This window comes from Saccharothrix sp. ALI-22-I (assembly GCF_001984175.1).
Classification (GTDB): Bacteria; Actinomycetota; Actinomycetes; order Mycobacteriales; family Pseudonocardiaceae; genus Actinosynnema.
The window spans coordinates 75,592-94,629 of the sequence record NZ_MTQP01000040.1; the positions used below are offsets into that span (position 1 = coordinate 75,592).

Below are 19,038 nucleotides of genomic sequence, written 5' to 3' on the forward strand. Positions count from 1 at the left end.
CCGCACACCCCGCTCGTTGAGCTCCCGCGCGATCCCCGCGGCACTGCGCCCCTCCAGCCGCCGCGCGAAAATCCACCGCACATGCGACGCGGTCACCGGGTCCGGCTCCAACCGCACAGCCCGCCGCCCCCACCGCGCACGAGACCGATTCGGATGCGGCCCACCGTCCACCAACCGGTACCCGTACGGCGGCCGACCACCCAGATACCGCCCCAACTCCGCCTGCGCCTTCATCGCCGCCAACGCCCGATTCCGCGCCCGGATCACCTCACGCAACGACCGCGCACCCAACTCCCGCATATACCGCCGCTGATCCGAATCCTCCAGATCCACCGGCCCGCCCACCTCCGGCAACCAGACCCGGACACCATGCCGCTACAACAACGGCACCAACTCGTCGAACTGCCGCCCACAGAACGCCCGCTCGTACTCCCCACCACGATCGCGTCGAACCCCCGATCCGGATCCCCGACCGCCGCCAACAACCGGGCCGCCTCCGGACGGTTACACCACTTACGCCGCCGCGACGCCCCCTCGTCGAAGAACGAGACCACCACCGTCCCGTACCCCTCGACCAACAGCGTCGACATCTCCAACTGCCACAACCGCGACGACGCCCTGTCCTGAAACTCCGACGTCGACATCACAAGTGCGCGTTTTACGCGTTCGGGTCCCAGTCTGCGAGCTGCTCCATCGGCTCGGTGTCGCCGGTGGTCTCCAGGCCGTCGAGCGGGACGCGCTCGTAGAAGTAGAGGACCAGTTCGCTCGCTGCGCCTCGCATCGCCATGTCGCCCGGCTCCGCGTCGGCGGCGAGGTCGTCGCAGCGGACGCCGTCGGCGTTGAGGGTCAGGCGCCAGGAGCGGCCCTCGGTCGTGTGCAGGTCGATGGTTGCCGGCTTGAACGGCCAGGGGACGGTCGTCGCCGAGACGGTCGTCAGGAACTCGTCGACGCCCTCGACCGCGACGTCCGTCGGCAGCGGCTGTGCGGCCCCCTGGGTGAGCTGGGCGTCGTAGGTGTGGACGGCGATCTCCTGGATCTGGTGCCGGGCCACGGCTCCGCTGGCCTCCGGGGCCTGCGAGCGGCCCCACCAGGTCCAGCAGCCGCGGTCCGGGCCGGCCTCGCGCATCGCGTCGAGCATGAGCTCGGTCGACTCGGCGAGCCAGGCATCCAGGGCTTCGCGGTCGCGGGGCGCGGTCGGGGCGCCCTTCGGGTCCGTCCTCGCCGGGGGCTCAGCGCCCGGGCCCGCCGCGACGATGGCGGCCTGGCGGCGGCGGCCGTCGCCGAGGTGCTGCGCCAGTTCGCGCAGCGTCCAGTCCGGGCAGGTCGGGACCTGGACGTCAAGGTCGGGGGCGGACGCGATCGCGGCGCGGAACGCGGCCGAGCGGTCTTCGATCAGCCGCAGGACCTCGGGGAACTCCAAAATGTCTTGCACCTCGGTGGTGTATCACGGCGCTCCGGCCGCCGGGTAGCGAATTTGTCGGACGAGCGCGTCGACGGCCGGGCAAGGCACGGCGACAGTCGACTGTGCAGGCTCTGCCGGCGTCACGATCACCGGCGTTGTCGCCGCTGGTGGTGACAGCAAGGCGATCGGCAGTGCCGTCGGTGCGTCGGTCGGTGCCCCCTGGCGGCGGCGCTGCCAGGGGCGCTGTCGCCCGGAATGGCCGAGCCTGCTGCCGGGGCAGAGTGGTTCTTAGGCGGGTTGGTGTTGCGGTTCCAGGTCGGCTGTCGAGGTTGTCGAGTTGGTGTTGGGCGCGTTCGGTGGCGGCGTCGCGGCCTGACAGCAGGCGCCGGAGTTGTCCCGGAAGTCGGGCCGCGACACCGATGCCGAACGCGCCCAACACCAACTCGACCACCCCACCGACACCGACCCTGACAACGCCTGAGCCGCCCATCCGCACGCCGGACGGTGCGGGGAACGCATGATGATGCTCGCACTTACCGGGCTTGGCCCCGACGGCTCGCCGTGGACCAAGAACGCGGTGGCCGCCGCGTCCGGCCTCGGTGTCGACGAGTTGTGGCGCGGCGCGATCCGCACTATCGCCGGGTTGCATCTGTCCCTGGGGTGTGGCTGCTGCCCTACTGGGTCGTCGACGCGGCCTTGCGTCGTGTCACCACCGGTGGCCCGCTGGGCAGACACCGACGAACCACATGCCGCACTTCACGCAGTTGCGATCCTCTGCACGACGCCGTCATGCGCGCCACACGACGCCCTCGGTGACCGGTGGGGCCGTAGGCCGGTGCTGCTCGCGGGGTTGATCGTCTTCGGAGAAGCGAGGGCCGCGGCGGGCGTGGCGACGTCCTCCGAGGTCGTGATCGCAGCGCGTCATCGTGCGTGAGACCGGGCCGTCGCACCGACCTTGCGGTGCGACGGCCCGGTTGTGTCGTCACGCCGATCGCGTACTTCCGGCGTGCTTTTCGATCGTCATCCGCCGACGGCGGCGCTCCGCGCTGCCGCCGCGAGGTACGAGCCTGTGGTGGCGTAAGCGGTGCGCGCGCCCGAGTCCACGTAGCCGCGGGCGTAGGAGGTGACACCGGCGTCGTTGACCTGACGCGTGTAGCAACCATGGGTACCGTTGGGCGTGATGCATGAGTACTCACGGCCGTCGCTGTTGCGGTGGACGGTCGCGCCACCGCACCAGTCGGCGTTCACCACGCAGTTGGGCAGGTTCACCGACGTCATCCGCGCCCAGGCCGTCCTGCACCTGGGGCTGTAGCGCAACTCCACGAATACCCGGTTGACCCCGTTGATGTCGCCGTAGTCGGAACGGGCCGTGATGGCGTCCGCCGCACACCCCGTGGCGCTGGGGTCGGTGCCGTCGGCCACCTGGATCACCACGTCGTCACGGTTGGTCAGGGCGCCGTCCGTCCGGAAGCCCTGCGTCGTCGCACCCGGCACGGCATCAACGCCACCGGCATCGGCCAGGGCCGCGACGGGTCCGCTCACCAGCGCCAAAGCCGCGGCGATCGACGCGATCGCTGTCGTGATCAGTCCTCGTTTCATGTCTTATCCCCCTGTCGAGTTCCGGCGGCACGTGCCGCCGCCTTGGTGGCATCATGGGCGGAAGTTCGTGTGATAGACCGACAAAAGTCTGAAATGCGCTGGTGAAAGCCGATACGCAGGCAGTGGGGACGGAGTTCGGGGGGCGACGTGGTGGAATTCCACTTGCTGGGGATGGTGACCGTCCTGGCGCACGGCCACCCGGTCGACGTGGGACCCGCTCGGCAGCGGTGTGTGCTGGCGGTGCTCGCGGTCGACGCCGGTCGTGTGGTGTCGGTGGACAGACTGGTCGAGCGGGTCTGGGGTGACGAGCCGCCGCTGCGGGCCAGGCAGACACTGCTGAGCTACGTGTCGCGCCTGCGTCAGGCGCTGGTGGCCGCCGACGCGGGTGACGTCGTGCGCCGGCCGGGTGGTTACGCCTTGGAGATCGATCCGTCGGCGGTCGACCTGCACGTGTTCCGCGACCTGTACACCCGTGCCCTCGGTCAGACCGAGGACGCCACCGCGGCGCGCCTGCTGACCGAGGCGCTGCGACTGTGGCGCGGGCAAGCGCTGACCGGCGTCGACGGCGAATGGGCCGAAGCCGAACGCGACAAGCTGGAGCGGGAACGGCTGGCCGCGCAGCACGACTTGGCCGACACCCGACTGCGCCTCGGCCACGGCGGTCAACTGGTGGTCGAGCTCGCCGCGCGGGCCGCCGAACACCTGCTGGACGAACGGGTCGCCGGCCAATACGTGCTGGCTTTGCACCAGGCCGGGCGCACCGCCGACGCGCTGCAGCACTACCGACAACTGCGGGACAAGCTGGTGGACGAACTGGGCACCGACCCCGGCCCGGCGTTGCAGGACCTGCACCGGCGGATCCTGGCCGCGGATCCCGGTCTGACCGCCACCCCCGCGGATGTCGCGGTCGCGCCGGTGGTGGTGCCACGACAGCTACCCACAGCCCCCGGGCCGTTCATCGGACGCCACGGCGAGCTGGACCGCCTCGACGCCACCCTGCGCGACAGCTCGAACGAGAGGGCCGGGGTCGTCATCTCCGTGATCGCCGGTGCCGGTGGCATCGGCAAGACCTGGCTCGCGTTGCACTGGGCCCACCGCCACGCCGACCGGTTCCCCGACGGGCACCTGTTCGTGGACCTGCGCGGCTTCAGCCCCGACGAACGGCCGATGAACCCGGAGGCGGCCCTGCGCGGGTTCATCGACGCCCTCGGCGTCGATCCGCGTCGCATCCCGTCCGACTTGCACGCCCAAGCCGCCATGTTCCGCAGCCTGATCGCCGGTAAGCGCATGCTGCTCGTGCTGGACAACGCCGCCGACACCGCGCAGGTCACCTCGCTGCTGCCTGGCAGCCCGACCTGCTCGGTGGTGATCACCAGCCGCAACACGTTGTCCGGCTTGATCACCGCCCACGGCGCGCACCACCTGTCCGTCGGCGTCCTAGTCGACGTCGAGGCCCGCAGCCTGCTGACCGCCCGACTCGGCGCCGCGCGGGTCGACGCGGAATCCGCCGCGGCGAACGCCCTGATCAGGCTGTGCGGTGGACTTCCCTTGGCGTTGAGCATCATCACCGGCCGTGCCCACACCCAGCCGCACCTGTCCCTCGCCGCCTTCGCCGCCGAACTGCGCGACAGCGGACTCGACGCACTGGACGACACGGACCCGGCCGCGAGCCTGCCAACCGTGCTCCTGTCGTCGTATCGGGTGCTGACCGACGAACAGGCCGCAGTGTTCGGGCTGCTCGCCATCGCACCCGGACCCGACATCGGCCTGCCCGCCGCCGCGAGCCTCACCGGCCTGTCGCCAGGCCGGATCAGGACCGTGCTGCGCGGGCTGGAACAGGCATCGCTGATCAGCCAGGACGAGCACGGCCGCTACCGCATGCACGACCTGGTCCGCGCCTGCGCCGCCGACGCCGCCGCCGGGCAGTTGCCTGACGACGAGCGGGAGGCGGCGCTGCGTCGGCTGGTCGACTACCACGTCCACACGGCCCACGCGGCCGAACGGCTGCTGAACCCGCAGCGACTTCCGATCCGGCTCGATCGACCCGCCGCGAACCACGGTCTCGAGGACCTGGCCGACGAGGCCGCGGCGCTGGCCTGGCTCACCGCCGAGCACCACAGCCTGCCCGCCTTGCAGCACCTGGCCGCCGCCCAGGGCAGGTACGACCTCGTGTGGCAGCTCGCGTGGGCGTTCAACACCTTCTACCTGCGCCGAGGGCTTTTCCGCGAACGGCTCGCGGCATGGCGGACCGGTTCCGCCGCCGCCGAACACCAGGACGATCCCGCCGTCCGCATATTGGCCCGCCGTCTTCTGGGACACGCCGCCGCCTACGTCGGACTGCACGACGAAGGCGTGGAACACCTGCTGTGCGCCTTGGCGTTGGCCGAGCGCACCGCCGACCGCGTGTCCCAAGCCCACATCCACCAGAGCTTCACCCGCGTCTGGGAGGAACAGGGCCAGTACAGAAGGGCGCTGGAGCACGCAACGCAGGCCCTGCACCTGTTCCGGGAGTTGGACCTGCCGGTGCGGGAGGCGTCCGCGCTCAACTCGACCGGGTGGTACTACGCAAGGCTGGGTGACTACGGGACGGCCCGCACCCGCTGCGAGGCCGCCCTGGAGTCGGCCCGTCGGCACCACCACCGCGAACTCGAGTCCGCGGTCCTGGACAGCTTGGGCTACATCGCCCACCACACCAGCGACCACACCCGCGCCTTGGACTGTTACGGGCTCGCACTCCTCGGGTACCGCGAATCGGGCAACACCAACTACGCGGCCAACACCCTGGACCGGATAGGACAATCCCATGCCGCCCTTGGACAACACGACCACGCCCACGCGGTGTGGGGGCAAGCGCTGGAGCTGTACCGGCAACAGGGCCGCGCCGCCGACGCGGAACGAGTACAGCGACAACTGGAGACACTCGGCCACGCCAGCCACCAGGGGTCTGTCCAGTAGTGGCTCTGGCCCGTAGTCGGTGGTGACGCTGGGTGTCTGTCAGGGTAGGAGGATGCGGTGGCGGAGAAGGTCGAATCCGGCGCGCCCGTGCATCTGTCTCATGATCCTTTTGGTGCGGGTGTTGACTCCTTCGGTGCGGCCGTTGTGGTAGGGCAGGGTGAGGCCGGCGTCCACGGTGGACCGGTCGATCTCGAGACCGTTGGTGAGACTGCGTAGATGCGGCAGGTCGACGGCGCGGGCCGCCGCGATCCACTCGGTGAGTTTCACGTCGTTGCCCGCGGCCGGTGTCAGCAGGGCGGCGAAGTCGTGTATCAGCTTGGCGAGTGCGGTCATCTCCGGGCAGGCCGCGGCGATCTTGTCCAGCAGGGTGGTGTCTTTCGGGCGCAGGTTCTCGGGGTGGGTGAGCAGGAGGCGGCCGGCGTGTGGGGTGTCAGAAGTCGGCCACACGGCCTGACCTGTGCTTACGCTGCTGCGGGTTCGTACTCGTTGATCAGGCCGCCGAGCACTGGTCGGCGGCGTATCGACGTGCAGTCCGGTTCTGCGGTCGGGTGGTCCGGTCGTGGTGGTGTGAGTTGTCGGGCTTGGTGTGGTCGGCGGTGGTTGTCGTGGACCGCGTAGCGGTTCAGCACCGTCCGCAGGTGGTGTTCGTTGATGATGAGTAGTCGGTCGATGGCTTCGCGTCTGACGGTGCCGACGAACCGTTCGGCATAGGCGTTGGCTCGTGGATACCGTGGTGGGATCTTCATGGCCTGGATGCCTTCGCCGGAGAGGACGGCGTCGAACGAGGCGGTGAACTGACCGGCCCGGTCTCGGATGAGGAACCGGAAGTCGTCGGCCCGGTCGTCGAGGTCCATGAGCAGGTTGCGGGCTTGTTGGGTGGTCCAGAGCCCGTTGGAGTTGGTGGTGGTGCCGAGGATGTGCACGTAGCGGGTCGCGACCTCGATCACGAAGAAGACGTAGACGCGTTTGAGGGTGAGCGTGCAGTCGACGTGGAAGAAGTCGCAGGCGAGCATGCTCGCGGCCTGGGCGCGCAGGAACCGCCGCCAGGAGGTGTCGGTGTCACGCTTGGGCGTGGGTGGTATTCGCAGGCGCTTGAGCACGCGGCGCACGGTCGAGGCGGCTGCCCGGTGGCCGAGTGTGAGCAGCTCGCCCTGGATCCGGCGGTAGCCCCGGCCGGCGTTCTCCCGGGCCATCCGCCCGATCAACGCCACGAGGGTGTCGTCGATCGGCGGCCGCCCGGTGCGGTTCGGGTAGGTCCACTTCCTCGCGACCAGGCATCGGTGCCATCACAGGACGGTGCCCGGTGCCACCAACCGATGCTCGCGCAGCAGCCGTGGCAGTCGGCGCGCCAGCGCGGTGAGCACCGCGCGATCGGCCCACTCCAGCCGCGGACGAGGATTGGCCCGGCGCAGCACGGCGACCTCGTGCCGCAGCACCAGCAACTCCACATCTTTGGTCGCCGACGATCGAGCGAGCACAGCCGACAAGCCGGACAAAGATCAGGTACAGCAGTCGTAACGCCACGCTCCACGATCATTCCCTACAGCGATGGTGCACGATTGCCGCAGTTCAGCGCCCCAGCGCAGAGTTCTGGCACCCCACAGGCATCCCCGTACCGTTCCACCATGAAACCGGACGGCATTTTCGGCAAGCACAAGACCGGTCATCGACGCCGTCCACCGCCGTATCGGGTCCGCGACATCACGACCATCCGCACCTGCGACGTTTCTCAACCGCGACGACGAGTCCCGAGCAGACCGGCCGGATCGAAGGTGACGGCCACACCCCCGCCGAGATCCACCGTGCCCGCCTGGCCCGGCTTCAACGTGACGTGCTCGACGTACACACCCTGGTCGAGCCGATAGCAGTAGACCACCGGACCACCCTCACCGAGCTCGACCCGCCAGAAACGCGGCACACCCGCCGCGGCGAACGCCTCGGGCTTGGTAAGACGATCCGCCCGTGCCGTCGACGGACTGACCACCTCCACGACCAGGGCCACCACGGCAACGTCCACCGTGGTGGTGTCCGCGGGCAACAACTCGGTGCAGACCACCACGTCCGGGATGTAACCCACGCGGGGAGCCACACGCACACCGACCGCCGTGACGGCTTCCATCCCACTGTCGACGACCGCGTCGTCCAGCAGTCGGCACAGCCGGTCCGCGACGCGCTGGTGCCCCAGGGCCGGTGCGGCGCTCACCACGAACCTTCCGTCATGCAACTCGATCCGGTGACCCGGCTCGGGATCGACACTCTCCCAGTCCTCCACCGTGTATCCGTCCAGCCGGCGAGCACTGGTCACGTCGGCCTCCTCTGGCACCCGTACGTGTGTTGCTGACCCACCCAGTCTCCCACGCAGCGGCCCTCACACCAATCACCGCGACAGGGACGTTCGCAGGCGGGTTCCGCCGAATCGCGAGGTCCACCGCAGCCTCTCGACCTCGAAGTCAGGTATTCAACCGGCGACGCACTGTGATTCGACACGTGCATTTTCCCGTGTTAGGCGTGCGTCACACCGCGACTGAGCTAAAGTCGCCGCATGTCTCCCCGCGCTTATTGCGCGGGAGATTTCCCGCTCCGAGAAACCCTCTCGGACACCGCTCCGGCTGGAATTCCAGCCGTCCGGGCCGGCGGTGCTGTCGTGACGCAGCGTGCCGTCCCCTTGTTCGCTCCTCCCGTCGTACGCCCTCGATCGACACCGCGGGCTCAGCAGTTTCCCGCCCTGCCCGCACCCCAGGACCACAGCGGTCCGATGCTGGCGATGGGTCGTATCGACCACTCGGGGCGCGTGGGTGATCGCCAATTGATCGCGGCGTTGGGTTGGCAGTCCGAGGACGCCTACGACCTCGCCGTGTCCGCCGACGGTCTGCTCGTGTCACTCGACCCCGCAGGTCCATTCCGGATCAATATCCGCGGGCACGTGTTCATTCCGGCGGCCACACGTCGGGTCCTGTGCGTGAAGGCCGGCGATTCACTCGTGCTCCTCGCCCGTCCGGAACACGGCACGCTGGCCGTTCACCCGACGTCGATGGTGACGGCCCTGCTCGCCCGGCACCACACGGCACCGGCGGCGTCCCGTGACCACTGACGACCGTGCCAACCGGTTCGATCTGCAGAGGCTCACGGTGCTGGTCGCCGAACTGTCCAAGCTGCTGCCGGCGGAGGCGGTCCCGACCGTCTCCGCGTACATGCCGAAGGTGCTGCTTGCTGCCTCCCCCGGCCAGCTGCGGAGGTACGGGGGCACTGGGCCCGCGCCGTGGAGTCCCTCGGTGCGCAGCCGATCGACGAGGTGAAGCCCAGCGACGTGTCGGCACTGCGGCAACGGGCGACCCGACAGGCACAGGTGCGGTCGAACGAACGCAAGGGCCGGTACGCGGGCGAGTCCGCGGTGCGGGCGATGCGCATGTTCTTCCGACTCGCCATCGCCGACGGCCTGCTCAGCCCCGGCGCCAACCCCGCCATGCACGTGGAGATCCCCCGTCGGCTGCCCACCGTGCGCCGGGCGTTGACCCACAAGGAAGTCACCGCCATCAACCACGTCGTCGTCACCACCGGCGAGGACGTCGCACTGGACTCCCTGCTGATGCGACTGCACCTGGAAACCGCCTGCCGTCGGTCCGGCGCACTCGGCATCCGCCTGATGGACGTGAACACGCAGGCGTGCGCGGTCCGGCTGCGCGAGAAGTTCGGCACCGAACGATGGCAACCGATCAGCCCGACCACCGTGGCGGCGCTGACGGAGCACGCCCGGGAGCGCGGCGCCCGACTCCCCGACGACCGTCTGCTGCGGTACTCCAACGGCAGACCGTTGACCGGGCGCCGCTACGACCTGCTCTGGAAACGCGTGAGAGCACGGTTGCCCTGGGCCGCCACACTCGGCGTGTCGATGCACTGGATGCGACACACGACCCTCACCTGGTCGAACGCCACTTCGGCTACGCGGTCGCACGGGCCTACGCCGGACACACCGACACCAAAGGCGGCTCGACACTCACCTACATCAAAGGACTCCCACAGGAAGTGGCGACCGCGTTGTCGGAGTACAGCGGCGAACTCCATCCGCTGACGGAGCCGGATCAACGGTGACCTGGTTGATCGCCCGGTGAGGTGATCTGGTCGCCAGACTGGCTGCCTAGGTGCCGGTCTACGGAGCTCCGTAGACCGGCGCCTTCCGTCGCGCCCGAGCGGCTCGGTGTCGGTCGCGCGGACGATCGACACCAGTCGTGCCGACGTGTCAACGGACGATCAGTCGCGTGAGATGCTGACGTCGGCGAACGCAGGCACGGATGAGGTCTCGATGTGACGACGGCAGAGCAGTCGTGGATTGCCGATTTGGCGGGCGAGTTGCCGTTCCGCCGAGAACGAGGCGTCGCGACGGTCGGCATTCCGGTGGTGGCACGAGAGTGCGAACTGTGGTCCTTTCGCGCACCGCGGTCGGCCGGGGATCGCAAGGACAATGCGAGGTCGTTGCTTGCCGATTGGGACGCTGCCGTCGACGACACCGGCCCTGCTGTGCGGCGGTTGCTGGGACGTTTGACGGACAGGCTGACCTCCTGCTTGAGCGACTACTCACCCGGCGCCGTCACCGGCGCTGCCGTGTCCATCCCCCGCCACCGTCTACTTCTTCACATGGATCCGACGCCAGGCCCGCGCCACCACGGCCGAGATCACCCTCGCCGTCACGCTCGGAACCGTCATCGCCGCCCTCGCGATCGGATTCCTGTTCCTCTGACACCGGCCGCTCATCGCCTCCGTCGCGGTAAAGCAGCGCCGCGGCCCCTGGCGCGGCGGACACGGCTGCCGACCCGGCGTCGTCGCGAACGATCCTGGGCGGGAGCCGTGGACCCCTACAGGCGTTCGGGCGGAACGGCCGGCGAGTTCGACGGCGTAGGCAGCTCTCCCGGCGACGGTTCCGGGCCCCGTCCGATCAGCCTCGCCCCGTCGCCTACCGCACCGGTGTCCCGGGCTTCGCCGCCCTCATCTTCACCAGCATCACCGGCGCGATCCGAGGCGAGTAGGCATGGGGCCGTTGCTGGGGCAGGGACGGGCCCGAGCACGCTTCGGGTGACGTGATCACCACCCTGGCCACTTGCTTCCCCGACATCGGCCATGCCTCGTTGGCGAGCCTGGTACGCGGTATCCACCAGGGATCAGCGCCACGGCGACGGTCGAATCGCAGCTGATCCCGCTGACCCCGGCGGCGTGCTGTCGAACAGGTGCGCGCAAGCCGGACCGACGAGGCTCCGGCTCACGGCCGGTAGCACGCCGGACCGGATTGACCGGGACATGGCCAGGTTCTCGCCACTATGTCGAGCACGATCCCGACCCTGAACCCGGCCGTCGGGATGCCGGGCGGTGCGGGTCGATCTGCAGGTGCCATTGTGCTCAGCTGCGGCGTACGGCCGTGCCGAGGATGTGGAAGGAACTCGGTGTGCGGGTGTCGGGGAACAGGAACCGGTCGAGGCGCTCGATGGTGAGGCCGGACCGTTCGATCGCGGCGGCGGTGTCGCGGCCGGTGTGGCAGCCGCCGGCCAGTCGTGGCCAGAGGGTGGCGTCGAGGACACGTTGGACGCGTGCCAGGCCGGGTGTGTCGGCTCGGACGTGTTCGAGGAACCGCAACTGCCCGTCCGGCTTGAGCACGCGGTGGATCTCGCGCAGCGCCGTTTGCTGGTCGCGCACCGAGCACAGCACGAGCGACACGATGACCGCGTCGGCAGTGCCGTCCTCGGCGGGCAGCCGCTCGGCGAGGCCATCGACGACCTCGACCGGCACCGCTGCCCGTCCCGCCGCGTCGTGGGCGTGTTGCCGCAGACGCGGTTCCGGTTCCACGGCCAGGACGCGGCTGACGGTGGGCGGGTAGTGCGCGAAGTTGAGGCCGTTGCCGGGGCCGACCTCGATCACCTCGCCGGCGAGGTCGGCGAGCAGCGCCTGGCGGCGTTCGGCCATGCCGCCCCGCTCCATCGCCTGGCTCATCATCGGGTAGAGCCGCGCGAAGATCGGGTGGTGCACCGACATGCCGGTCACCACCGCACCGGGAGTTCGACCAACCCGCCGGTCAACACGTCGCGGCGCATCCGCAACTCCTCCACGCCCACCGCCAACCTCAGCGTCGGGAATCGCCGGACGAGTTGCGAGAACACGACTTGCAGCTCGATGCGGGCCAGCGGTGCGCCGACGCAGTAACGCGCGCCGTGCCCGAAGGTGAGGTGGGCGGCGGCCGAGCGGGTGACGTCGAGCCGGTCGGGGTCGGGGAACACGGCCGGGTCGTGGTTGGCGGCGCCGTTGTCCAGCAGCACGAGCTCTCCCGCCTTGATGGCGACCCCGTCGATCTCCAGGTCGGTCCGCGCGTACCGGGGGATCCCGCCGCTGCTCTTGCCGGGCGCCCGCAGGATCTCCTCCACCGCGTTCGGCACCAGGTCGGGTTGGTCGAGCAGGGCCTGCCACTGCTCCGGGTTGGTCAGCAACAGCAGCGCGCCCAGGCCGATCCGGACGACCGTGGTCTCGTGTCCGGCGAACAGCAACGCCATGGACAGCCCGGCGGCCTCGGCGTCGGATACCCCGTCGGTCGCGCAGAGCCGGGAGATCACGTCGTCGCCGGGATCGTTCCGCTTGCGGGCGACCAACTTGAGGCCGTAGCCGAACAGCTCCCCCAGCCCCCGTTCGGATCGGGCCCGGTCGCGGGTGTTGGCGGCGTCGGCGGTCCACGCGCGGAACTCGTCGCGGTCCTCGTAGGGCACGCCGAGCAGCTCGCAGATCACCAGGATCGGCAACGGCACCGCCACCGCCGCGTGCAGGTCCGCCGGCGATCCCCGCTCGGCCATCTCGTCCAGCAGCCCGGCGGCGAGGGCCTCCACCCTGGAGCGCAGTGCCTTCATGTGCCTGGGCGAGAAGTGCGGCCGTAGCAGGGACCGCATCCGGGCGTGGTCGGCCTGTTCGGTGCCGAAGTCGCCGAGCGGGCCGCCGAACAACGCCGACTCCCCCGTCCGGGCCGCCGTTTCCGGGGCCGGGTGGGAGCGGCCGAGTCGGTCGTCGTCCAGCAGCCGCCGCACGTCGGCGTGGCCGGTGACCAGCCATGCCTCGTCACCCACGGGGGTGCGTACCCGGTGGACCGGGCCGCGTGACTGGAGTTCGCGCAGCACCGCCGCGACCCGCAACGGATCCGACTGCTCGAAGGGCAACTGGACCGGGGCGACCATGGCGACCTCCATCAAGTTTATGTCATCTTGTACAAGGCGACATAAATAACGTACTTGTATAGTCTTCCTTTAACAAGAGGAGGTCGATGTGGTGGCAGAGGCCGGACAGCCCGCTCGACGGACGTCGGCAGGCGGGCCCGAACGTGTCCGGCGGATGCCGCGCGCCGAGCGGCGGGAGCAGATCCTCGACGCGGCCACCAGAGCCTTCGCCCGCACCGGATACGCCGCCACCGGCCTGGACGACGTAGCCACCGAAGCCGGCGTCACCCACGTGATCCTCTACCGGCACTTCGCCTCGAAGAACGAGCTGTACCGCGCCGTGCTCGACCGCGCCTGCACCCGGCTCGCCGACACCGTGGGAACCGACGACTTCGACAGCACCAGCCTGCCCGCGCTGATCCGTGCCGCCGCCGCGGATCCCGACGGGTTCCGGCTGCTGTTCCGACACGCGGCCCGGGAACCGGAGTTCCGCGACGTGATCGACACGATCCGGTCCGGCTCGACCGACCTCGCCCACCGGCACCTCGCCGACGCGATCCCCGAGGGCCCGTGGCGGGACTGGGCGGCGCGAGTCGTCCCGACTTTCACCCTCGAAGCCGTCATCGCCTGGCTCGACCTCGGCCAACCCGACCCCGACCGCGCCGCCGAACGCATCGGCCACGCGATCCACGGAGTGATCCAGGCCGCCCGCACCGACTGATCGGCCCTGGGTTCGACACGCCTTCGGTGTCCGGCCTTGCGCGATGCGGTTACCTGACGCCGGTTCGGCGTCGTGTCACTGGTTGGGGAACGCCCACTCGTTGGGTTTGCAGACCTTGCCGTCACGGGGCACGGCGATGTCGTCCTGGATGCCGGCGACGAGGACGGCGAGTTCGTCGTTGGCGGTGGTGAGGGTCTGCTGCATCATCAGCGGCGCGAGGGTGCCGTTGCCGGCGCAGGGCTGGTGGGGGTTGTTGAAGTAGTGGCCGACCTCGTGGTTGACGAGGTAGCGGCGGTATTGGCCGATGTCGCCTTGGAAGGACTGGGCGCCACGTTCCCAGCGGGCGGCGTTGAGCACGACGTGGCCCGGCGTGGTGCGCAGGAAGCACGAGGTGTCGTAGGGGATGTCGAAGCCGCACAGGGTGCGGGCGGTGGTCTGCGAGGCGAGGGTGACGCGCAGGTCGGGGGTTCCGGTGTCGATGCGGCGCAGGGCGGTGGTGCCGTTTCCGGTCCAGCTCTTGGGGTGGGACATGGTGGCCTGCACCGCGGTGGCGAACGCCGTGTCGCCGTCGGTGAAGGTGATGCCGTCCTCGGCCTCGACGGTGTAGGTGGTGAGTTGTCCCTGGCCGACCTGGTCGGAGGTGCCGGGCACGACGTGGAAGGTTCCGGCGCCCCGGGTCGGAAAGGGTCCGCCGGCGGGGAGTTCGGCGGAGACGGCGGTGCGGCGCGGGTCGGTGGGGGCGCTGTCGGCCTGCACGGTGGGGCCGCCGGGATTGGACACCGCCGGTGTCGGCGAGCCGTCGCGCGGGTCGGCGACCTGGGGGCTCGCGGTGTCCGGTGTCTGAGGGGTGCTGGTGAGGTCGAGGGGGCGATGACCGACAGGGCCAGCAGCAGTGGCAGGACGTAGACGAAGGGGCCGTAGGCGCGCCACGGGCTGCGGTGCGCGGCCTTGCGGCGGGTGGCCAGGTCGGGCCTGCAGGAGGCGACCAACGGCTGGGCGCGGGTTCGTCCGGCCCGGCGGCCGGTGGGCTCGTCGGTGTCGTGCGGGTCGTGGGCGGCGGTCACTGCCGTGGGCCTCCGGTGGATCGGGAACCTGAGGACTCCGGCGTGTCAACATAGCAATGAGTGTTGGGATCACTCTCACCGAGATCTATCCCAACGTATCAACGAGCGTTAGGATGTGCATGTGACTGTGGAACGTCGTGACACCTGCGACCTGCTGTGCCTCGACCTGCCGCACGCGGAGGAGATCCGGGCCGGTCTGCCCGAGTTGTCCGCGGTGGAGCAGGCCGCCGCGGCGGCGCGGGCGTTGGGCGACCCGACCCGGCTGACGATCGCCGCCGCCCTGCTCACCGGAGGGGAGTTGTGCGTGTGCGACGCGTCGTGGGTGGTCGGGGCGGCGCAGAACCTGACCTCGCACCACCTGCGGCAGCTCAAGGTCGCCGGGCTGGTGTCGTCGCGCCGCGACGGCCGGTTGGTGATGTACGCGCTCACCGAGCGGGGCCGGGTGCTCGTCGCCGCAGTCCTGGGACAGCAGACCGCGCCCGCCGCGATGGCGGGCTCCGCGCAGGACGGAACAGAGGGGTGAACCGTGGCTGACGAGTGCTGCGGGCCGCAGGAGACGCGCCCGAAGTCGACCACCACGTTAAGCGCACCAGAGGCCGGGGACCACGACGACCACGGCCACGACGATCACGGGCCGCAGCAGTGGTGGCAGGTCCGGGAACTGCAACTGGCGGCCGTGGCCGCGGTGTTGCTGGGGATCGGCTGGTGGGTGTCCTCGACCGGCGCCGAACGGGTGGGCTCCGGCCTGGCCTTGGCCTCCGCCGTGGTCGGCGCGGCCTCCTTCGTGCCGGGCACGCTGCGCAACCTGCTGCGTCGCCGCCGGGTCGGGGTCGGCACCCTGATGACCATCGCGGCGATCGGCGCGGTCGCGTTGGGTCAGATCACCGAGGCCGCGATGCTCGGGGTGCTGTTCTCCATCGCGGAGGGCCTGGAGCACTACGCGATCGCCCGCACCCGCCGCGGCCTGCGGGCACTGCTGGGCCTGGTGCCGCCGACGGCGTCGGTCCTGCGGGACGGCGTCGAGGTGCAGGTGGCGCCGGACGAGCTGGTGCTCGGCGACCGGATGGTGCTGCGCCCCGGTGAACGCGCCGCGACCGACGGCGTGATCCGCACCGGGCACACGAACCTGGACCTGTCCGCGATCACCGGCGAGTCCGTGCCGGTCGAAGCCGGACCCGGCGACACGGTGCACGCCGGTGCGATCAACGGCGGCGGCGCGATCGAGGTCGAGGTCACCGCGCGGGCGTCGGACTCGTCGTTGGCGCGGATCGTGCACATCGTCGAGGAAGCGCAGGACCGCAAGGGCGGCGGGCAACGGCTGGCCGACCGCATCGCCCGCCCGCTGGTGCCCGCGATCATCGTCCTCGCCGCGCTCATCGCCGGGGTCGGCGCGCTGGTCGGGGATCCGTTGGTGTGGCTGGAACGCGCACTGGTCGTGCTGGTCGCCGCCTCCCCGTGCGCGCTGGCCATCTCCATCCCGCTGACCGTGGTCGCCGCCGTCGGAGCGGCGAGCCGGCAGGGCGCGCTGGTCAAGGGCGGCGCCGCGTTGGAGGAACTGGGCCGCATCGGCACCGTCGCCCTGGACAAGACCGGCACCCTGACCCGCAACGCCCCCCGCGTCGTGGACGTGCTCACCACCGGCGAGGCCACCCGCGAGCAGGTGCTCGCAGCGGCCGCGGCACTGGAATCACGCAGCGAGCACCCGCTGGCCCGCGCGATCCTGGCCTCCACCGACACCGTGCCACCGGCCGCCGACGTCACCGCCGTACCCGGCCACGGCCTCACCGGCAGCATCGACGGCACCCCGGTGCGGCTGGGCAAGCCCGGCTGGATCACCCCCGGCCCGCTGGTAGGCGAGATCGAACGGCTCCAACAGGCCGGCGCCACCGTCGTGCTGGTCGAACAAGGCGACACCCTGCTCGGCGCCATCGCGGTGCGCGACGAACTGCGCACCGAAGCACCCGAGGTCATCGGCAGCCTGCGCCGCCTGGGCATCGACACCGCGATGCTCACCGGCGACAACACCCGCACCGCCACCGCACTGGCCACCCAGGCAGGCATCGCCACCGTCCACGCCGAACTCCTGCCCGAGGACAAAGCCGCCCTGCTCGACAGCCTGCGCAACGGCCGCAAGATCGCCATGGTCGGCGACGGCGTCAACGACGCCCCCGCCCTGGCCACCGCCGACGTCGGCATCGCGATGGGCGCCATGGGCACCGACGTCGCCATCGAAACCGCCGACGTCGCACTGATGGGCGAAGACCTCCGCCACCTGCCCCAGGTGCTCGCCCACGCCCGCCACGCCCGCCGGGTGATGCTCCAGAACGTCGGCCTCTCCCTGGCCATCATCGGAGTGCTCATCCCACTGGCCGCATTCGGCGTCCTCGGCCTGGCCACCGTGGTCTTCGTGCACGAAGCGGCCGAGGTCCTGGTCATCCTCAACGCCATCCGCGCCGCCAAGTCCACACCGCTGCCCGAGGTCACCACCGCTCCCCCGCCCACCCCGCAAACGCTGAACCTGACGATCGTGGGCGCGCCCAAGCAGGGCGGCTCGGGTTGCTGCGACGCCTGCTGACCACCGCTTACCTTGCAACCATCCCGAACCACACGCGGAGACGATCGTGATGGCCTGGACGGCCTTCTTCCTGTACACCGCCGGCCTGGTCGTCGCGTTCGGTGTGCGCGCCGGGCTGCACCTGCGCGCCACCGGGGACACCGGGTACCGGCGCTCTCGTCCGCCGGTCGGCTCGGCGCCCTGGTGGGCGCAGGTACTGATGGCCACGGCACTGGTGTTCGGTTCGTCGCACCGCTTCTCGCCGCTCTCGACGTGGTCGGCCCCGTCGCGCTGTTCGACCATCCGGCGATCGCGGTGTCGGGGTTGGTCGTGGCTGTCGCAGGCTTCGTCGAACCACCCGGCGAGACTCTCCAGCCACCCACGCCATTCACGCAGCGCCGCGACGACACGGGCGAGCGTCTCCTCCGGAGTGGTGATCGAGTGTTGCGGGCAGCACCAGTTCCCCACCGGCCCGCCGTCGAAGTCCCCTTCGTCGGGTGACCAGCGCCAGCCCACCACCCAATGGCCGTAGTGCTCGACGAGGGCGTAGGACATCGCGTCGGCCCAGACCATGCCCTCGCCATGGCCCCAGGCGACCATCGCCAGGTGGGCGGACGGGACGTCGGGGCGGCGAGGCACACGCTGGGCCGGGCCGAGCGAGTTCACCACCTGCGCTGCCGAGAGGGGGTCGAACGGATGGCGGGAAGGATCCACTTCATCCCAGCTCAGAAAACGAGGAGCGAGATCAGAGATCACCGTGCAAACCTGCCACCCCGCCTATCACCCGTTCAACTGGATTTCCTCAGATCAGCAGCGAAGCGACGCCCGGCCGCCAGCACTGACACGCAACCCCGCCAAGCCCAAGACGTACTCGCAAGGTGAAGCGTTCAGTCCGACCGGGAGTTGTACCTGCCCAAGGACTGGACCGATGACCGGGAACGGTGCCGGGCGGCGGGGATCGGTGACGAGGTCGGGTTCGTGACCGAGCTTGTGCACCAGGTGCACCGCGATGCGGTCGGCGTACCAGTCGACGAGGTGACCGACCTCGTCGATGCGCTGAAGCCCGATCGGTGTCCGCTGCGCGACCGACTGGGATCACCCATCTGACGCTCCAGGGCACCCTCACCGTCTGACCACGCGCCGCCGACGACCGGGGTCGGCCAGTGCCGGCCCGTGGGTGTTGTGGCTCTCGTCGCCCTGCGGTGGGCGCCTCGCCGGGGCGCACGGCTAGCGTGCACGGAGCAGGAAGCCGTGTTCCACCAGGCTGGTCAGGCCGAACTTCTCGACCATCCGATGGCTCGGCCTGGGCTCCGCGGCCACGTGCTCGACCTCGAACGCGTGCCCGAAGCGGTCGACGATCTCCTCCGGCCCGACGGTAAACGGCGGCGTCGACAGCCTCGGGTGGTATTCCAGGGTGTTGATGAAGTACCGGGTACCAGGCCCCACCAGCCGGGTGATCGCCTCGGCGTAGCGCCGCCGCATGTCGTACGGGAACGCGATCAGCGCGGCCCGGTCGTACACCAGGTCCACCGGGCCGAGTGCCTCCGGCGTCAGCTTGAAGATGT

General features: G+C 70.2%; 16 protein-coding genes and 3 pseudogenes. 8 read left to right on the forward strand and 11 right to left on the reverse strand.

The genetic code is table 11. The annotated features are described in order from the left end of the window. Window positions 1–39: 39 nt before the first annotated feature. Window positions 40–300: pseudogene (locus ALI22I_RS55365) on the reverse strand (recombinase family protein); the annotation flags it as partial. A 69-nt stretch (window positions 301–369) separates the two neighbouring features. On the opposite strand from ALI22I_RS55365, the gene ALI22I_RS53105 reads away from it, so the two are divergent. Next, window positions 370–627 (forward strand): hypothetical protein, encoded by a 258-nt coding sequence (locus tag ALI22I_RS53105; protein WP_077004429.1) that lies wholly within the window; start codon window positions 370–372, stop codon window positions 625–627. A 31-nt stretch (window positions 628–658) separates the two neighbouring features. Here the strand turns inward: ALI22I_RS53105 and ALI22I_RS05435 are convergent, their stop codons facing one another. Beyond that, entirely contained in the window at window positions 659–1,432 is a 774-nt protein-coding gene (locus ALI22I_RS05435; protein WP_077004430.1) for a maleylpyruvate isomerase family mycothiol-dependent enzyme, read from the reverse strand. A gap of 990 nt (window positions 1,433–2,422) precedes the next feature. Then, window positions 2,423–3,001: a DUF2690 domain-containing protein gene (locus tag ALI22I_RS05445; RefSeq protein WP_077004432.1), complete on the reverse strand. Its 579-nt coding sequence runs from the start codon at window positions 2,999–3,001 to the stop codon at window positions 2,423–2,425. Window positions 3,002–3,151: 150 nt separating this feature from the next. Between ALI22I_RS05445 and ALI22I_RS05450 the strand changes: the two genes are divergently transcribed. Beyond that, window positions 3,152–5,956 carry an AfsR/SARP family transcriptional regulator gene (locus ALI22I_RS05450; protein ID WP_338013464.1) on the forward strand — a complete coding sequence of 935 codons (2,805 nt, stop codon included), beginning with the start codon at window positions 3,152–3,154 and terminating at the stop codon, window positions 5,954–5,956. 39 nt (window positions 5,957–5,995) lie between these two features. Here ALI22I_RS05450 and ALI22I_RS05455 read toward each other — a convergent pair. The 4 genes and pseudogenes from ALI22I_RS05455 to ALI22I_RS05465 all read right to left on the reverse strand — a co-directional run. Beyond that, window positions 5,996–6,379 (reverse strand): annotated as a pseudogene (locus ALI22I_RS05455) (transposase); the annotation flags it as partial. 38 nt (window positions 6,380–6,417) lie between these two features. After that, window positions 6,418–7,167: an integrase core domain-containing protein gene (locus tag ALI22I_RS52080; protein ID WP_238598126.1), complete on the reverse strand. Its 750-nt coding sequence runs from the start codon at window positions 7,165–7,167 to the stop codon at window positions 6,418–6,420. A 75-nt stretch (window positions 7,168–7,242) separates the two neighbouring features. Next, window positions 7,243–7,443, reverse strand: coding sequence for a hypothetical protein (locus ALI22I_RS53110; protein ID WP_238598127.1), 201 nt, complete (start codon window positions 7,441–7,443; stop codon window positions 7,243–7,245). 242 nt (window positions 7,444–7,685) lie between these two features. Then, window positions 7,686–8,261 (reverse strand): Uma2 family endonuclease, encoded by a 576-nt coding sequence (locus ALI22I_RS05465; protein ID WP_179118106.1) that lies wholly within the window; start codon window positions 8,259–8,261, stop codon window positions 7,686–7,688. Window positions 8,262–8,747: 486 nt separating this feature from the next. Between ALI22I_RS05465 and ALI22I_RS05470 the strand changes: the two genes are divergently transcribed. After that, window positions 8,748–9,047, forward strand: a complete 300-nt coding sequence (locus ALI22I_RS05470) for an AbrB/MazE/SpoVT family DNA-binding domain-containing protein (RefSeq protein ID WP_179118107.1) — start codon at window positions 8,748–8,750, stop codon at window positions 9,045–9,047. Between the two features lie 168 nt (window positions 9,048–9,215). Then, on the forward strand, window positions 9,216–10,025 hold the full coding sequence (locus ALI22I_RS05480) for a tyrosine-type recombinase/integrase (RefSeq protein ID WP_238598128.1): 810 nt from the start codon (window positions 9,216–9,218) through the stop codon (window positions 10,023–10,025). Window positions 10,026–11,344: 1,319 nt separating this feature from the next. On the opposite strand, the gene ALI22I_RS05485 is transcribed toward ALI22I_RS05480, so the two are convergent. After that, complete coding sequence (locus ALI22I_RS05485) at window positions 11,345–11,974, reverse strand: class I SAM-dependent methyltransferase (RefSeq protein ID WP_077004448.1); 630 nt, start codon at window positions 11,972–11,974, stop codon at window positions 11,345–11,347. 5 nt (window positions 11,975–11,979) lie between these two features. Then, on the reverse strand, window positions 11,980–13,155 hold the full coding sequence (locus tag ALI22I_RS05490) for a cytochrome P450 (protein WP_077004449.1): 1,176 nt from the start codon (window positions 13,153–13,155) through the stop codon (window positions 11,980–11,982). 154 nt (window positions 13,156–13,309) lie between these two features. Here ALI22I_RS05490 and ALI22I_RS05495 point away from each other — a divergent pair, with 154 nt between their 5' ends. Continuing rightward, complete coding sequence (locus ALI22I_RS05495; RefSeq protein ID WP_077004435.1) at window positions 13,310–13,855, forward strand: TetR/AcrR family transcriptional regulator; 546 nt, start codon at window positions 13,310–13,312, stop codon at window positions 13,853–13,855. A gap of 75 nt (window positions 13,856–13,930) precedes the next feature. Here the strand turns inward: ALI22I_RS05495 and ALI22I_RS05500 are convergent, their stop codons facing one another. Beyond that, window positions 13,931–14,635 carry a DUF3152 domain-containing protein gene (locus tag ALI22I_RS05500; protein ID WP_077004436.1) on the reverse strand — a complete coding sequence of 235 codons (705 nt, stop codon included), beginning with the start codon at window positions 14,633–14,635 and terminating at the stop codon, window positions 13,931–13,933. Between the two features lie 405 nt (window positions 14,636–15,040). Between ALI22I_RS05500 and ALI22I_RS05505 the strand changes: the two genes are divergently transcribed. From ALI22I_RS05505 to ALI22I_RS54455, 3 genes are all read left to right on the forward strand, one after another. After that, window positions 15,041–15,442 (forward strand): ArsR/SmtB family transcription factor, encoded by a 402-nt coding sequence (locus tag ALI22I_RS05505; RefSeq protein WP_077004437.1) that lies wholly within the window; start codon window positions 15,041–15,043, stop codon window positions 15,440–15,442. A gap of 3 nt (window positions 15,443–15,445) precedes the next feature. Beyond that, window positions 15,446–17,494: a heavy metal translocating P-type ATPase gene (locus ALI22I_RS05510; RefSeq protein ID WP_077004438.1), complete on the forward strand. Its 2,049-nt coding sequence runs from the start codon at window positions 15,446–15,448 to the stop codon at window positions 17,492–17,494. Window positions 17,495–18,451: 957 nt separating this feature from the next. After that, window positions 18,452–18,580, forward strand: a complete 129-nt coding sequence (locus ALI22I_RS54455) for a hypothetical protein (RefSeq protein WP_274522751.1) — start codon at window positions 18,452–18,454, stop codon at window positions 18,578–18,580. 120 nt (window positions 18,581–18,700) lie between these two features. Here ALI22I_RS54455 and ALI22I_RS05525 read toward each other — a convergent pair. Further along, window positions 18,701–19,038 (reverse strand): annotated as a pseudogene (locus ALI22I_RS05525) (thiopurine S-methyltransferase); the annotation flags it as partial.

Coding starts and splice junctions, on each gene's coding strand:
- ALI22I_RS05490 (WP_077004449.1), bottom strand. CDS start 13,155: ATGGTCGCCCCGGTCCAGTTGCCCTTCGAGCAGTCGGATCCGTTGCGG.
- ALI22I_RS53105 (WP_077004429.1), top strand. CDS start 370: ATGCCGCTACAACAACGGCACCAACTCGTCGAACTGCCGCCCACAGAA.
- ALI22I_RS05485 (WP_077004448.1), bottom strand. CDS start 11,974: ATGTCGGTGCACCACCCGATCTTCGCGCGGCTCTACCCGATGATGAGC.
- ALI22I_RS05445 (WP_077004432.1), bottom strand. CDS start 3,001: ATGAAACGAGGACTGATCACGACAGCGATCGCGTCGATCGCCGCGGCT.
- ALI22I_RS05495 (WP_077004435.1), top strand. CDS start 13,310: ATGCCGCGCGCCGAGCGGCGGGAGCAGATCCTCGACGCGGCCACCAGA.